The organism is Bradyrhizobium sp. UFLA05-89 (genome assembly GCF_059803475.1).
On the sequence record NZ_JBANBA010000017.1, the window covers coordinates 45,656 to 60,245 of the forward strand.

13 protein-coding genes are annotated in these 14,590 nt (G+C 64.2%); 9 read left to right on the top strand and 4 right to left on the bottom strand.

Annotated features, from left to right (window positions below; all coding sequences use genetic code 11):
• Positions 1 to 14: 14 nt before the first annotated feature.
• Complete coding sequence (locus SO139_RS11885; RefSeq protein WP_498540077.1) at positions 15 to 902, top strand: alpha/beta fold hydrolase; 888 nt, start codon at positions 15 to 17, stop codon at positions 900 to 902.
• A gap of 24 nt (positions 903 to 926) precedes the next feature.
• Here SO139_RS11885 and SO139_RS11890 read toward each other — a convergent pair whose 3' ends face one another.
• Positions 927 to 1,082 (bottom strand): hypothetical protein, encoded by a 156-nt coding sequence (locus SO139_RS11890; RefSeq protein WP_449378847.1) that lies wholly within the window; start codon positions 1,080 to 1,082, stop codon positions 927 to 929.
• A gap of 414 nt (positions 1,083 to 1,496) precedes the next feature.
• Here SO139_RS11890 and SO139_RS11895 point away from each other — a divergent pair, with 414 nt between their 5' ends.
• Positions 1,497 to 1,652, top strand: coding sequence for a hypothetical protein (locus SO139_RS11895; RefSeq protein ID WP_449378848.1), 156 nt, complete (start codon positions 1,497 to 1,499; stop codon positions 1,650 to 1,652).
• A 15-nt stretch (positions 1,653 to 1,667) separates the two neighbouring features.
• Here the strand turns inward: SO139_RS11895 and SO139_RS11900 are convergent, their stop codons facing one another.
• A complete protein-coding gene (locus SO139_RS11900) occupies positions 1,668 to 2,291 on the bottom strand; it encodes a ParB-like protein (RefSeq protein WP_449378849.1) in 624 nt (207 codons plus the stop codon).
• A gap of 230 nt (positions 2,292 to 2,521) precedes the next feature.
• Here SO139_RS11900 and SO139_RS11905 point away from each other — a divergent pair, with 230 nt between their 5' ends.
• The 6 genes from SO139_RS11905 to SO139_RS11930 all read left to right on the top strand — a co-directional run bounded on the left by SO139_RS11905 (position 2,522) and on the right by SO139_RS11930 (position 7,331).
• Positions 2,522 to 2,869, top strand: a complete 348-nt coding sequence (locus tag SO139_RS11905) for a hypothetical protein (protein ID WP_449378850.1) — start codon at positions 2,522 to 2,524, stop codon at positions 2,867 to 2,869.
• A gap of 221 nt (positions 2,870 to 3,090) precedes the next feature.
• Positions 3,091 to 3,378, top strand: coding sequence for an acyl carrier protein (locus SO139_RS11910; protein WP_254094404.1), 288 nt, complete (start codon positions 3,091 to 3,093; stop codon positions 3,376 to 3,378).
• Positions 3,379 to 3,388: 10 nt separating this feature from the next.
• Positions 3,389 to 3,859, top strand: coding sequence for a 3-hydroxyacyl-ACP dehydratase FabZ family protein (locus SO139_RS11915; RefSeq protein ID WP_027523670.1), 471 nt, complete (start codon positions 3,389 to 3,391; stop codon positions 3,857 to 3,859).
• Entirely contained in the window at positions 3,856 to 5,064 is a 1,209-nt protein-coding gene (locus SO139_RS11920) for a beta-ketoacyl-ACP synthase (RefSeq protein WP_449378851.1), read from the top strand. The genes SO139_RS11915 and SO139_RS11920 overlap by 4 nt, the downstream gene beginning before the upstream one ends.
• A 48-nt stretch (positions 5,065 to 5,112) precedes the next feature.
• Positions 5,113 to 6,390: a beta-ketoacyl-ACP synthase gene (locus tag SO139_RS11925; protein ID WP_449378852.1), complete on the top strand. Its 1,278-nt coding sequence runs from the start codon at positions 5,113 to 5,115 to the stop codon at positions 6,388 to 6,390.
• Between the two features lie 8 nt (positions 6,391 to 6,398).
• Positions 6,399 to 7,331 (top strand): lipid A biosynthesis lauroyl acyltransferase, encoded by a 933-nt coding sequence (locus tag SO139_RS11930; RefSeq protein WP_498540078.1) that lies wholly within the window; start codon positions 6,399 to 6,401, stop codon positions 7,329 to 7,331.
• A 131-nt stretch (positions 7,332 to 7,462) separates the two neighbouring features.
• Here SO139_RS11930 and SO139_RS11935 read toward each other — a convergent pair whose 3' ends face one another.
• Entirely contained in the window at positions 7,463 to 9,211 is a 1,749-nt protein-coding gene (locus SO139_RS11935) for a winged helix-turn-helix domain-containing protein (RefSeq protein WP_498540079.1), read from the bottom strand.
• Between the two features lie 178 nt (positions 9,212 to 9,389).
• Between SO139_RS11935 and SO139_RS11940 the strand changes: the two genes are divergently transcribed.
• Positions 9,390 to 13,085 carry an autotransporter outer membrane beta-barrel domain-containing protein gene (locus SO139_RS11940; RefSeq protein WP_498540080.1) on the top strand — a complete coding sequence of 1,232 codons (3,696 nt, stop codon included), beginning with the start codon at positions 9,390 to 9,392 and terminating at the stop codon, positions 13,083 to 13,085.
• Positions 13,086 to 13,476: 391 nt separating this feature from the next.
• Here SO139_RS11940 and SO139_RS11945 read toward each other — a convergent pair whose 3' ends face one another.
• A complete protein-coding gene (locus SO139_RS11945) occupies positions 13,477 to 14,589 on the bottom strand; it encodes a polyamine ABC transporter substrate-binding protein (protein ID WP_449378856.1) in 1,113 nt (370 codons plus the stop codon).
• Between the last annotated feature and the right edge of the window lies 1 nt (position 14,590).

Sequence of the window (14,590 nt, forward strand, 5' to 3'; positions counted from 1 at the left end):
TTTGCAGCACGCCCATGCAAGCAACCGGTGTTCTGGACTCAATCGAGCTCGCTCGCAGACGTCATCGTTTTTTGGACCTGCAATTTATGCACTATGTCACGTCTGGTCGTGCCAGGCTCGCAACGGAGATCGTGGGCAGCGGCACTCCCATCATCTTTCTTCATGCCAACGTGTGCGACCGGCGCATGTGGCGCGACCAGTTAATTGGGCTAGGCGCCACGCATAAGGCGATTGGCTATGACCGGCGCGGGTTCGGCGAAACTCACGCCGAGCTGGAGGACTTCTCCGCCCTCGCAGACCTCGTGGCAGTGCTGGATGCTACCGCAGACGGCAAGCGCGCAGTCCTCGTCGGTTGCTCCCTCGGGGGACGCATCGCGCTTGATGCCTCCCTCCGGCACCCATCGCGTGTTGGCGCCCTCGTTCTGATCGCGCCCAATGTCGCAGGCGCACCTGATCCGATCTATCCTCCCGAAATCGATGAGCTGATGACGCAATCAAAGGGGATTGAGGCATCAGGCGATCTGGACCGGTTGAACGCGATGAAGGCGCGTCTCTTGTTGGACGGACCATTGGCCCCGGAAGGCCGCGTAGCGGGCCCCGCTCGCGACCTGTTCCTTGACATGAACGGCATCGCGCTCCGCGCCTCGCCATTCGGATCGGACATCGACATTCAACCCTTCTTCCATCGCCTCAATGACGTCGCCGTGCCGACCCTTGTGATTTGGGGCGATCTCGACTTTCCCCATGTTCAGGAACGCTGTCGTCACGTGGCAGCGACGGTACCCGGCGCGGAAGGTCGTCAGATGCCGGGTGTCGCACATCTGCCCAGCCTCGAGCGCCCGGCGGAAATCACAGCCCTCATTGCCGAATTTGCCGCCCGATGTATGGGGGCCGCCGCGTAGATGCGCGCGTCTCGCGCGACGGAGTCAGTGCTTCGCCATCAACTCGTTCGCTGGGGCAAAGCGTTCGGCGAACGTCGCTGCCTTGGCTTCGCGAGCTACGGCAAGCGAAGCCGAGATGAAACTATGAAACCCTACTGCGGCGACCGCGAGCAAGGCGGCGGCGAAGACCAGACGGCGCATTCCTTCCTCCTTCTTGGGCTCGATCCCCGAAGCATGGAACGGCTTTGTTTCAGGATCTTTTCGTGCGGCAGGAAAACGATTTCGCTCAAGAGACCGTGATGAGGTCCTGCAAGGAACGCTCCGGCAAACAACGGAATACTTTGGTTTAGCCCGCTCATCCCTTCTTATGCCCTCCGCATCGGCTCGTACAATTGAGCGACGGCGACAGTTTCTTATGCTCCAGACTAGTCCAAAACGACGCATGCACCGCGCGAACTCCACTCTCGGATAGCGCGACCAACAATAGTCACCGTCGTTTTACGTTGGGCGCGAGTCGTGTTGGGAATTTTGCGCTCGGGATCACGATCGTGAATGGCAAGGCTGCCGCTGACAAGCAGCCTTTGCCGGAATGCAAAGTTGTCGAGGAACACTCAAATGAACGTCTTCGTTCAGAAGCTTAATGGCCTGTGGCACCTGATCGTCGGGTCGTGCCAGATCCGCACCCCTTTCCTGGAGACGCAGGATCGGGAGCTGGTCGTGACATACGCCCGGCGCGTCTATCCGGGCGCCAAGGTCTTCCAGCGCGACTGACGTGAGCGTCGCGCCCTAGTCATCCCCCGCCGGTCCGCACCAGCCGGGCAGATAGATCGCGTCCTTGATCTTTGCGGCAGCCATCGCCTTCTCCAGCGCCTTGTCGAAATTGGCATCGACCGCCTTGCGTGACAGCTTGCGGCGCAAATAGTCGGCCCACAGGAATTCGGAGAACGGCGTAGTATCCTTGGCGAAGCCACCCATGCGGCGGAGTTCGCCAGCGAGGCTGCGGAACGGATCGTCCTTGAGATCGGCGACCGATTTCGGCAGGTCCTTGAAATGCCGCCGCTCGCCCTTGGCATCGTAAGGGTAGACCCAGCGCTTGTTGTCCATCACGCCCCAGAAGGCCTCGCGCTCGACCATCCTGAGGTCGCCGACGACGGTGACCAGCACGTCCTTGACGCCCTCGTCATGTAGCGCGCGGGCAAGGTGATGATGGTCGATGACGTAGTAGCGCTGGTCCGGCCCGTAGACCACTGGGATCATGTGCCTGCCCAGCGCGTCCGCCTGCTTCTCCTTGTCCTGCTCGCGCCAGCGCTTGCGCTTCTCCTTGACCTCGCGCATGCCGACCGTCATCTGCGTCGGCCTCAGCGACAGGATCTGCACCGGGTGCACTCTTGGCTCGCGCGTGTTGGTCATGATGAAAGACCCTCAAAGGTTGCTGGAAACGTCCTGGACGTCCGTACGATTATGCCATGACGGCCGGGACGGCAAATTAGGTTCCAAGAGACACAGGAAACGGCCTCGGAGAAATAATTCCGAAATCGCCAATGCACCTCAGCGTTGTGAAGATTTTCTGCAACGCTTCGCAGCCCTGTGCTATCTAAATTTCGCTGCTTTGAAAGCTGATCCGCGACTGATCCTTTGGCATGAAAACCCAGCGGCCCATAACCTCGGACGGCGAGCACCGGGTGCTCCAGTTCAGGCCGCGCAGCCAGCTTCAGGCCGCGCCCCGGCCGGGGAACGGTACCGTTCAGCCGTTGCGCGCCCAGCCCGCGCCGGAACCGCTCGACCTCTCGCGTTATGAGCAGCCCCGCGACGAGCCGGACGACTTTCGCCACCGCATGCTCGCCAACATCGCAGCCCTCGCCTTCACCATCGCGCTGACCGCGATCGGGATCTGGCTCGCGGTCAGCATTGCCGACCTGCGCCGGACCCAGGATTGCGTCCTGATGGGCCGGCGCGACTGCGTGAAGATCACGACGCCGCATATCTAGGCAGCCGGCCCCGAGAGGCCCGGTTCGCGGGGCTTCGACCGGCATCCCCAGCCCTGTTCTTAGGCCCCGCCCGGCTCCATTGAACTCAGAGCTGCCCTCCGATATACGGGCACTCGACCCGGCCAGAGGGCGTTTGAGGGCATCACTCGGGGCGCGATGCCCGCCCACCGTGCCTCTCTGGAAAATCTGAAAAATAGCTACAATATATCAAAGGCTTAGTGATGTCCTCTACATTCGATCAGGTCGCCACGATCATCGCTGAAACCTGCGACATCCCGCGCGACACGATCACGCCGGATAGCCACGCCATCGACGATCTGGGCATCGACAGCCTCGATTTCCTGGACATCGCGTTCGCGATCGACAAGCAGTTCGGCATCAAGCTGCCGCTGGAGAAGTGGACCCAGGAGGTCAACGACGGCAAGGCGACCACCGAGCAGTATTTCGTGCTGAAGAACCTGTGCGCGCGCATCGACGAGCTGGTGGCGGCCAAGGGCGCGAGCACCTGATCGCGCGACCATGCAACTCGAATACTTCCACATGATCGATCGCATCGTCGACCTCAACGTCGACGAGAAGCGGATCGTCGTCGAGGCGCTCGTTCCGAAGGAAAGCACCATCTTCGAGGGACACTTTCCGGGCTATCCCCTGATGCCCGGCGTGCTCCTGATCGAATCGATGGCGCAGGCCTCGGGCTGGCTGCAGCTCGGCGTGTTGAAGTTCGAGCGCATGCCGATCCTCGCCGCCGTCAAGGAGGCCAAGGTCCGCGGCTCGGTCTTCCCCGGCGATCTCATGAGCATCGAGGCAACCCTTGCCCATGAGGGCTCGGGCTATGCCATGACCGAGGCCAAGATCAGGGTCGGCGGCAAGCTGCGCGCGAATTCGACGCTCACCTTCACGCAGATTCCCTTCCCCAATGCGGATATGCGCAGCTACATGGACGCGTTCGCCAAGCGCATCGGCTTTCCGCAACAGGCCGTATCGCCATGACTGACACCCCTGCTACGAAGCCCGGCCAGACGGAAGTCTGGATCACCGGTATTGGGCTCGCCACTTCGCTCGGCGAAGGGCTGGACGCCAACTGGGTCGCGCTCGGCGAGCGGCGTATCAACGTGGACGAGAAGGGATTTGCCCCTTTCATCGTGCATCCCCTGATGCCGGTCAGTTTCGACAGTCAGATCCCGAAGAAGGGCGACCAGCGCCAGATGGAAGCCTGGCAGCGCATCGGCACCTATGCCGCGGGCCTGGCGCTCGACTCCGCCGGGATCAAAGGCAACAAGGACATTCTGTCCAAGATCGACATGGTGGTCGCGGCCGGCGGCGGCGAGCGCGATCTCAACGTCGATACCGGCGTGCTCACGGCCGAGGCCAAGGGCGCCAATGCGCCAGGCTTCCTCAACGAGCGGCTGATGAGCGATCTGCGGCCGACGCTGTTTTTGGCCCAGCTCTCCAACCTGCTCGCCGGCAACATCGCCATCGTGCACGGTCTCGGCGGCACCTCGCGCACGTTCATGGGCGAAGAGGTGGCAGGCGCGGATGCCACGCGCATCGCGCTGGCACGGATCGCCTCGGGCGAGAGCGACATTGCGCTGGTCGGCGGCTCGCATAATGGCGAGCGCAAGGACCTGATGGTCCTCTACGAGTTCGGCGACTTCAACCTGAAGGACAAGTTCGCTCCGGTCTGGGCGCGCAAGGACCACGCCGGCTTCGCGCTCGGCTCGGCCGGAGCGTTCCTGGTGCTGGAATCGAAGGCCCATGCGGAAGCGCGCGGCGCAAAACCGTTCGCGAAGCTGACGAGCGTGGTGGCTGATCTGGCCAGGCGCAAGCAGCCGGGCGAGTTGACCGCGACGCTTCAGAAGCTGTGGTCGAAGCTGCCCAGGCGCGAGGGCAAGGGCGCGATCATCACGGGGGCAACCGGCGCGGAGCCGGCGACCGCCGAGGAGCGCACCTTCCTCGAGAGCCATGCGGATTTCCCGGTTCGCGCCACCGGTACCATGTTCGGCCACACCATGGAGACGCAGTTCCCGCTCGGAATTGCGCTCGCCGCACTGTCGCTCTCGCGCGGAGCCCTGTTCCCGCCGAACGATTCGACCGGTCTCGAGATTGAAATGCAGTCGGCTCCGACCCAGATTGTGGTGGTGGGAGCCGGACACTGGCGCGGCGAAGGCATGGCGCTGGTGGAAGCGGTCAGCTAACACGCGTTCGGCTGGTTGTTTGGGACGATTGAGACGAGCGGGGGAATCATGACAGCACCACGCGACAAATTCGGACGGCCCGTCGTCGTCGTCACCGGCATGGGCATCATGACTTCGCTCGGCGCCGGCAAGGCCGACAACTGGTCTAAGCTCGTTTCCGGGCAATCCGGCATCCGCACCATCACGCGCTTTCCCACCGACGGGCTGAAGACGACGATGGCCGGCACGGTCGATTTCGTCAGCGTCGATCCGTTCTCCTCCACCGGCCTCTCCGAACGGATGGCCGAGATGGTGACGGAGGAAGCGCTGGATCAGGCCGGCATCGGCGCCAAGGGCGACTTCCCGGGCCCCCTCTTCCTCGCGGTCGCGCCGGTCGAGGTGGAATGGCCGCAACGCCGCGAGCTCGGCCGCGCCGTCGGCAAGCCCGACTTCACCTACGATGATCTCCTGCGCATCTCCGGCGGCGGCAAGTACAACGCCTATCATCACCGCTTCATGTTCGGCTCGGTGGCGGCCTATCTCGCCGAGACCTTCGGCACCAAGGGCTCGCCGATCTCGCTGTCGACCGCCTGCGCGTCGGGGGCGACCTCGATCCAGCTCGGCGTCGAGGCGATCCGCCGCGGCGAGACCGATGCTGCGCTGTGCGTCGCGACCGACGGCACCGTGAATCCGGAGGCGCTGGTGCGCTTCTCGCTGCTCTCCGCGCTCTCGACACAGAACGAACCGCCGCAGGCCGCCTCGCGGCCGTTCTCGAAGAATCGCGACGGCTTCGTGATGGCCGAAGGCGCAGGCGCCCTCGTGCTGGAAAGCTATGAGGCGGCGACCGCGCGCGGTGCAAAGATTCTCGGCGTGATCGCCGGCTGCGGCGAACTCACCGATTCCTTCCATCGCACCCGCTCTTCGCCCGACGGCAAGCCGATCATCGGCTGCATGAACAAGACGCTGGCCGATGCCGGCATGACGCCGGACCAGATCGACCACATCAACGCCCACGGCACCGCGACGCCGGAAAACGACAAAATGGAATTCAACACGACCTCGGCCGTGTTCGGCGAGCTCGCGCAGAAGATTCCGGTCACCTCCAACAAGTCGATGGTCGGCCACACCATCTCGGCCGCAGGCGCCGTGGAGGCGATCTTCTCGCTGCTCACGCTCGAGCATCAGCGGATTCCGCCGACCATCAACTACGACAATCCGGATCCCACGATCCTGTTCGACGTCGTCGGCAACGCCGCGCGCGATGCCCGCGTCACCGCCGTAATGTCGAACTCGTTCGGCTTCGGCGGCCAGAACGCCTCGCTGATCCTGACCCGCGAACCGGCCTGATCGGACGCATGGCGCTGCTGACTGCGAGCACGAAGGCCCGCGCGCGGGAGGCTGCGAAATCGATCAGCGGGAGCCTGATCGGCGCCGCGACCGTCGGCATGCTGCGCACAACGCGCTATTTCGATCCGCTCAAGACCTCGAATTTCTTTTCCCGCGTCACCCGCCTGATCGGCCCTCGCCTGCGCGAGCACAAGATCGCGCGTGCCAATCTGTCGGCAGCTTTCCCCGAGAAATCGCCCGAGGAGATTGAAAAAATCCTGATAGGCGTGTGGGACAGTCTCGGTCGCTACGGCGCCGAGTTCGCCCATATCGATCGTGTCTGGGACTATGATCGCGCCCACCCGGAGAACAGCCGCATCGAGCTGCCGCCGCGGACAATCGAGCTGTTCGACCAAATCAGGGATGATGGCAAGCCGGCGTTGATCTTCACCTCACATCTTGCCATGTGGGAACTACCGGCGCTCGCCGCCGTCGCGCACGGGCTCGATGCCGCCATCCTCTATCGCCGCCCCAACATCGCCTCCGCCGACCGCATCATCCAGGAGATGCGCCAGGTCAACATGGGCACGCTGATCCCTGCGGGGCGCGACGCGCCGTTCCGGCTCGGCGAAGCGCTCAGGAACGGGCAGCACGTCGCGATGCTGGTCGATCAATATCTGACCGGCGGCGTCGAGGTTACCTTCTTCGGCCGCAAGACCCGCGCCAATCCGATGCTGGCGCGGCTGCTCCGCCAGGTCGAATGCCCCATCCACGGCGTGCGCATCATCCGCCTTCCCGGCTATCGCTTCCGTGCCGAGCTGACCGAGGAGATCACGCCGGTGCGCGACGCCGAGGGCAAGATCGACGTCCAGGGCACGACGCAGGCGATCACCAACGTGGTAGAAGGCTGGGTGCGCGAATATCCGGAGCAGTGGCTGTGGCTGCACCGGAGATGGCGGTAGGCAGCACAGCTCTCTCCGTCATGGCCGGGCTCGTCCCGGCCATCCACGCGCCTCCAAACACGGGATCAAAGACGTGGATGCCCGGGACAAGCCCGGGCATGACGACCAAGCACGCGGCTGCACAACCGCCCTCACTGCTCCGGCAACCCTGCCTCGACCACGGCCTGCACGACGCGTCCCCAGGCTGCTATATTCACCGGACTTGCGTTCTTCATCGGCGGCGAGACGTTGAGCCGGGTCGTGCCGGGCCGCAGCCTCAATCCCTCCGCGACCGCCGCCCTCGCCTCCTTGAGGCGGCCCATTCTCTGGTAGGCGGCGGCGAGCAGAAAGTGCGAGCGGCCGGTCCCCGGCGTAATCGCGATCGAGCGTTGCAGCCATGGCAACGCCTCCTCGTCGCGCCCCATCAAGACATTCGCCAGGCCCACGCCGAGCAGCCAGGTCCAGCGCGAGGCCGGCGGCGTGTCGTAACGATCGGCTTGCTGGAATGTCGCGAGCGCATCGTCGAAGCGGCCGAGATAGATCTGGCCCAATCCGATCAGATAGAGCGCAGACCCGTTCCACGGATCGAAGCTCAGTGCCTTGGCGCAGGTGACGAGGCTTTCCACGAAATGGTTGGTGGCGCTGAGGAAGCGGCAGTAGGCCTCGAGCACCGGAATTGAATTCGGCTTCGACCGCAATGCGCGCTCGAGCGTCGCATTGGCTTTTGCCTCGACTGCAACCGCCTCCTCCGGGCTGAACCAGACCATCTGGATGCCGCGCATCTGCAGCGAAGCGAGCGCTACGGCGAGATCGGCGTTATCGGGGTCGTCGATGAGCGCCTTCTGCAACATCGCCTGCGCCGCGTCAAAGCGCTCGCGCGTCGTCTGGTTGATCGAGGCAAGCGCCTGCTCGACGGCGACCTTGTCGCCGCCTGCGGACGATTTGCGGCTCGCGGATGACGATACACTCGGCTCCAGAATTTCATTCAAGCGGCGCGCAAGCACATAACCGACGCCCGCGGCGAGCCGCGACTGCGCAAGCTGCGCGTCCGACTCGTCCGCGGCGACCGAAGCCGCAACGACCGACTGAACCTCGCCAGTCGCTGTCTTGATCATCCGCGCCCGCAGCGTCCAGGATTGATCGCTATGCTGCAACTCGCCGCGGATTTCGTAGTCGGGTGATGCGGCCCGCGCACTGGTGCTTTCGACGCCCGCGAGCGCCGGCGATCGCGGCGCAACCACGCTGATGTTCTGGATCTTCGCAAAGCCGTCCGTGAGGCGCCCGGTGACCTCCTCCGCCATCCCGGCGCCGCGCGAATCGTTGCTGGCGTCAACGATCGGCATCACGGCGATGCGCGGCGCCGTTCGCCTGAACAGCAGGTCCGGCTTCAACACCGGCGCGGCGACCGCGAGCCCCATGACGATCACACCGAGCCCGGCCAAAGCTGCGACCATGGCCCGCCGGCTCAAACCGGAGATGGAGCGCTGCGTGCTCACCTGTAGCGGGGCACCTTCAGCCGGCGCTGCAGGCCCGGCCGCCTCGGCCTGGGCGAGCGGAAGCGCCTCGGCGTCCGCCATAACCTCGGCCTCGGCCTCAACCTCTGCCGTGAGCAGATAGCCGCCGCCTGAGGCGAGCTTGATCAGCTGCCGCCGCTCGTCGCCGAGCGCGGTGCGAAGCTCGCGGATGCATTGGAACAGGTTGTCCTCGCCGACATGGACGTTCGGCCAGACCGCCTCCATCAGCTCCTGCTTGCTGAGCACCCGGCCGCCGCTGGTTGCGAATAGCCGCAGCATCTCGAAGGTCTTGGGCCGGAGCTTGATGGCAACCCCATCGGTCCCGCGCAGCTCAGCGCGCGGCCGGTCCAGCTCGAAGCCGGCGAAACGAAGCACGTCATCCCCCAAGGCGTCTCTCCAGACCGCTCATATAGCGGAAGTCTGTCGAAAATGCCCGAAAAGCGGGTCTGAAACGGAAATATCAGAAACTTTCAGAAACTTGCCGGCCGCTTATCAGGACACCACCCCCAGCCAATGAGAAGAGTCTTGTCGGAGACGGACTCGCTGACGCGTGATGGGGGACGAGTTGAGGAAAGATTGTTTCAAAGCGACCCGCCGGCTGCGGGCCGTACTGCTGACGTCGTCGGCGCTGGCCCTGGCCTGGATGCTGCCGGCCGCGCCCGCCCTTGCACAGGATGCGACCTGGCTCGCCTCTCCCGGCAGCAACGATTATGGCACCGGCTCGAACTGGGACGGCGGCGTCGTGCCGGGGGGCACGGCCTCCTTCGGCACCTCAAACACCACCAGCCTGGTGATCTCGAGTGCCTCGGTCGGCGGCTGGACCTTCAATGCGGGCGCCTCGAGCTACACCTTCGACGTCAGCGGTCAGTTGAGCTTCGGGGGGGCCGGCATCACCGTCAACGGCGGCAGCGCCACCATCACCAACAACGGCGGCTTGATATTCTACGGCACGAGCACGGCCGGCAGCGCCGCCATCACCAACAACACCCGTGGCCAGCTCATCTTCAACGACTCGAGCACGGCCGCAAACGCCAGCATCACCGGCGGCGACTACACCGCCGTTGGCTTCTACAATTCGAGCACGGCTGGCAGCGCCAACATCAACCTCAACGGCTATGCCGGCTCGTTGAGTTTCCACGGCACCAGCACGGCCGGCAGCGCCACCATCACCCTCGCCAGCACCGACAGCGCGTTTTTCTACGACACCAGCACCGCTGGCAGCGCGACGATCAACAACGGCGGGCAGTTCACCTTCTACGGTTCGAGCACTGCCGGTAATGCTGGCATCACCAACAACGGCATAATCAGCTTCAATCAAACCAGCACGGCGGGAAGCGCCGGCATCACCAACAACTTCGTCTTGGCCTTCAGCGCCTCGAGTACCGCAGCAAGCGCAACCATTACCAATAATTTCGCGATGTTTTTCAGTGGCGCCAGCACGGCGGGCAGCGCGACCATCAACAACGCATATAATCTATCCTTCGATGGCACCAGCACGGCCGGCAATGCCGTCATCACCAACAACGGCAACGGGCCCTTCAGTTCCGTCGGAAACACTTCTTTCACGGACAACGCGACCGCGGGCAATGCGCAGTTGATCAACAACGACCCGAACGCCGTGTTCGATTTCTCCGGCAGCTCCGGCCCGAACGGCGACCACAAGCTCAGCGCCGGCTCGATCGCCGGCAACGGCATCTTCTACCTCGGCGCCAACGCGCTGACGGTCGGCGGAAACAATCTGTCGACCACCGTCAGCGGCGCGATCGTGGACGGCGGTAACTACGGCGGCGGCGGTGCCTCTCTGGTGAAGATCGGCACCGGCACGCTGACGCTAACGGGCGCCAACACCTATACCGGCGGCACCACCTTTGCCGGCGGAACGGTCAGCGTCGCCTCGGACGCCAATCTCGGCGACCTCGCGGGCGGCCTGACCTTCAACGGCGGCACCCTCCAAATATCAGGCACGACATTCAGCACCACCGCACGCAGCATCAATCTGGGCGCCGGCGGCGGCACATTCGACACTGCGGACGCAACCAACAATTTCGTTCTGAGCCAGGATCTCAGCGGCGGCGCCCTGACCAAGTCCGGCGCCGGCACGCTGACCCTGACCGGCGCGGAAACTTTTTCCGGCGCCACGGTTTCCGCCGGCACGCTGGCATTCAGCGCCAATGCCACGGCCGGCAATGCGGCCATCACCAACAACGCCCAGCTAACCTTCGAAACCAACGCGACGGCCGGCAACGCCACCATCACCAACAACAATCAGTTGGCATTCTACGGCAACTCCACGGCCGGCAACGCGATCATCATCAATAGCGGCAATGTGCTGTTCGACGGCGATTCGACGCCCGACAACGCGCAGCTCATCAACACCGCGTCCACCGCCGTGTTCGACTTCTTCACCCCCGGCCCGGGCAGCGACGGCAAACTCACAGCCGCCTCCATCGCCGGCAACGGCCGCTTCGACCTCAATAGCGTTGAACTGACGGTCGGCAGCAACAATCTGTCGACCACCGTCACCGGCGTGCTCACCGGCGACGGGAGCCTCACCGGGACATCGTTGGTCAAGGTCGGCACCGGTACACTGACGCTCTCGGGTATCAACACCTACACCGGCGCGACAATTGTCGATGCGGGCGCCCTCGTCGTGAACGGATCGATTGCGGCGTCGAGCAGCGTTACCGTCGGCAGCGGCGCGACCCTGGGCGGCGGCGGCACCGTTGGCACGACAACCGTCAACGCCGGCGGCACGCTCGCGGCCGGCAACGGCACCGCCAACTCGTCGCTGACCGTGGCGGGCAGCCTCGCGCTGCAATCCGGCGCCTTCTACATGGTGCAGATCAATCCGACGACGTCGAGCTACGCCAACGTCTCGGGTACGGCGACGCTGGGCGGATCGACGCTCCAAGCGGTCTATGCCAATGGCAGCTACGTCGCCAAGCAGTACACGATCCTGACCGCCGGCAGCATCGACGGCACGTTCGGTTCAGTCGTCCAAACCAACCTGCCGTCGAACTTCCACACCGAGCTGAGCTATGACGGCACCCACGCCTATCTCAACCTGATCCTGACCTTCGTTGCGCCGCCGGGCAGCGGCCTTTCCGGCAACCAGCAGAAGGTCGGCAACGCCATCATCAGCGCGTTCAACGCCAATGGCGGCATCTCGCTGGTCTATAGCGGGCTGACGGCGCCCGGCCTGACGCAGGCCTCGGGCGAGACCGCGGCGGGTTCGCAAGGAACCACGTTCCAGGCGATGGGCCAGTTCATGGGCCTGCTCACCGATCCCTCCGGCTCGGCGCGCGACACCGTCGGCTCCGCTCCGCCGGCCTACGCCGACAGCGCGCCGGCAGGTGCAGCACGCGACGCCTTTGCGATGTTTGCCAAGGCGCCCTCCGCGACGACCTTCGAGCAGCGCTGGAGCGTGTGGGCTTCCGGCTTCGCCGGATCACAGACGACGGATGGCAACACCGCACAGGGATCGAACAGCGCAACCAGCCGCCTGTTCGGCACCGCCGCCGGCGCCGAACATTGGTTCTCGCCGCAGACGATGGCCGGCTTCGCGCTCGCCGGCGGCGGCACCAACTTCTCCGTGAAAGGCGGCGGCACGGGCCGCTCCGACCTGTTCCAGGCCGGCGCATACGTCCGCCACAACAACGGTCCGAGCTACATCTCGGCTGCCCTCGCCTATGGCTGGCAGGACGTCACCACCGATCGCACCGTGACACTCGCCAGTGTCGATCATCTGCGCGCCGAGTTCAACGCCAATGCGTGGAGCGGCCGTCTCGAAGGCGGCTATCGCTTTGTCGCACCGTGGATCGGTGGCATCGGCCTCACGCCCTATGCCGCGGGCCAGTTCACGACGTTCAATCTGCCGGCCTATGCCGAGACGGTCGTCTCGGGCAGCAATGCCTTCGCACTGGCCTATGCCGCCAAGAGCGTCACCGATACGCGCAGCGAGCTCGGCCTGCGCACCGACAAATCCTTCGCCATGGGTAACGGCATCCTCATCTTGCGCGGCCGCGCCGCCTGGGCCCACGACTTCAATCCGGATCACTCCGTCGCGGCGACATTCCAGGCGCTCCCCGGCGCAAGCTTCGTCGTCAACGGCGCACGGGCTGCGAGCGACTCCGCCCTCACCACCGCCTCCGCCGAAATGAAATGGCTGAACGGCTGGTCGGCGGCAGCAAGCTTCGAGGGCGAGTTCTCCAACGTGACGCGCTCCTACGCCGGCAAGGGAACGGTGCGTTATGCGTGGTAGGCAGCGTCGCTGCCTGGTCTCTCGATGGTCATTCCGGAGTGGGCGCGAGGTGCTTCAGGTTTTGCGCCTGCGGGTCAATTAAACCAGACTTCATAGCGATTTAGCTACCGCCACCGCCGGTAACCCGAAGGTAGCGGTTCTACTTTGCATGGGGTTGTTTTCCAGAGTTTCGGTTGCCGGTTTGATATCAGGCATGACGGCCGCCCCTCTACCTTCCGGTTCCGGGCGGAGCCAGCCTGCCCGCTCCCCATCCTGAGGAGCCGCGCTTGCGCGGCGTCTCGAAGGATGAAGGCCCCGCTGGCGGCCTCGCCCTTCGAGACGCTTGCTACGCAAGCTCCTCAGGGTGAGGATCGAGGTTTTCGGATTGCTTGGCTCGCCGAACGCGGCATGACTACCGCCCCGTCTTCACCTTGGTCCAGAGCCGGTTGATGATCCGCTGCGTGGCGGGATCACGGGCGGTGATGACGAACAGCTTTGCGAGCGTCGCATCGTCCGGATAGATGTTCCTGTCATTCAGGATCTTCGGGTCGACCAGCTTCTGGCTGGCGAGATTGCCGTTGGCGTAGGACAGGAAGTCCGAATTCTTGGCGGCGACATCCGGACGGTAGAGATAGTTGATCAGCTCGTAGGCTTCCGCGACGTTCTTGGCGTCCGCAGGGATCGCGAGATTGTCGAAGAACATCTGCGCGCCCTCCCGAGGGATCGTGTAGCCGATCTCGACGCCGCTCTTGGCCTCGGCCGCACGGGCACGGGCCTGCATGATGTCGCCGGACCAGCCGACCACGAAGCAGATCTCGCCGGTGGCGAGCGCGCTTAGATATTCGGACGAGTGAAACTTGCGCACGGAGGGGCGGACCTTCGCCACGACGTCGGCGGCCTTCTCCAGGTCCGCCTGCTTGGTGGAGTTCGGATCGAGCCCGAGATAGTTCAGCGCCGCCGGAAAGATGTCGTCGGCGGAGTCGAGCATGTGCACGCCGCAGTCTTTGAGTTTCGCAAGGTTCTCCGGCTTGAAGACGATGTCCCAGCTATCGATCTTGGCGTCGGGCCCGAGGATCTCCCTCACCTTCTTGACGTTGTAGCCGATGCCCGTCGTGCCCCACATGTAGTTCGCGGCAAAGACGTTGCCGGGATCGTAGGTCGCAAGGTGCTGGTTCACCATCGGCCAGGCGTTGGCAAGGTTCGGCAGCTTCGACTTGTCGAGCTTCTGGAAGATGTTCGCCTTGATCTGGCGCTGCAGGAAATACGCCGTGGGCACCACGACATCGTAGCCGGACTTGCCAGCCATCAGGCGCGTCTCAAGCGTCTCGTTGGCATCGAAGGTGTCGTAGACCACCTTGATGCCGGTGTCCTTGGTGAAGGCCTCCAAGACATCCGGCGCCATGTAGTTGGACCAGTTGTAGAAGTTGACGACGCGCTCCTCGGCCCCTGCGGGAGCGCAAAGCAACGTCAGCGCCGCGGCGATCGCGAAACCAAGGCCAAAGCCGGAACGGCCGACGTTCGTCATC

Bases quoted from the DNA above. Each gene is read 5' to 3' on its own strand.
- SO139_RS11885 (WP_498540077.1), top strand. From the start codon at position 15: ATGCAAGCAACCGGTGTTCTGGACTCAATCGAGCTCGCTCGCAGACGT.
- SO139_RS11890 (WP_449378847.1), bottom strand. From the start codon at position 1,082: ATGCGCCGTCTGGTCTTCGCCGCCGCCTTGCTCGCGGTCGCCGCAGTA.
- SO139_RS11895 (WP_449378848.1), top strand. From the start codon at position 1,497: ATGAACGTCTTCGTTCAGAAGCTTAATGGCCTGTGGCACCTGATCGTC.
- SO139_RS11900 (WP_449378849.1), bottom strand. From the start codon at position 2,291: ATGACCAACACGCGCGAGCCAAGAGTGCACCCGGTGCAGATCCTGTCG.
- SO139_RS11905 (WP_449378850.1), top strand. From the start codon at position 2,522: ATGAAAACCCAGCGGCCCATAACCTCGGACGGCGAGCACCGGGTGCTC.
- SO139_RS11910 (WP_254094404.1), top strand. From the start codon at position 3,091: ATGTCCTCTACATTCGATCAGGTCGCCACGATCATCGCTGAAACCTGC.
- SO139_RS11915 (WP_027523670.1), top strand. From the start codon at position 3,389: ATGCAACTCGAATACTTCCACATGATCGATCGCATCGTCGACCTCAAC.
- SO139_RS11920 (WP_449378851.1), top strand. From the start codon at position 3,856: ATGACTGACACCCCTGCTACGAAGCCCGGCCAGACGGAAGTCTGGATC.
- SO139_RS11925 (WP_449378852.1), top strand. From the start codon at position 5,113: ATGACAGCACCACGCGACAAATTCGGACGGCCCGTCGTCGTCGTCACC.
- SO139_RS11930 (WP_498540078.1), top strand. From the start codon at position 6,399: ATGGCGCTGCTGACTGCGAGCACGAAGGCCCGCGCGCGGGAGGCTGCG.
- SO139_RS11945 (WP_449378856.1), bottom strand. From the start codon at position 14,589: ATGACGAACGTCGGCCGTTCCGGCTTTGGCCTTGGTTTCGCGATCGCC.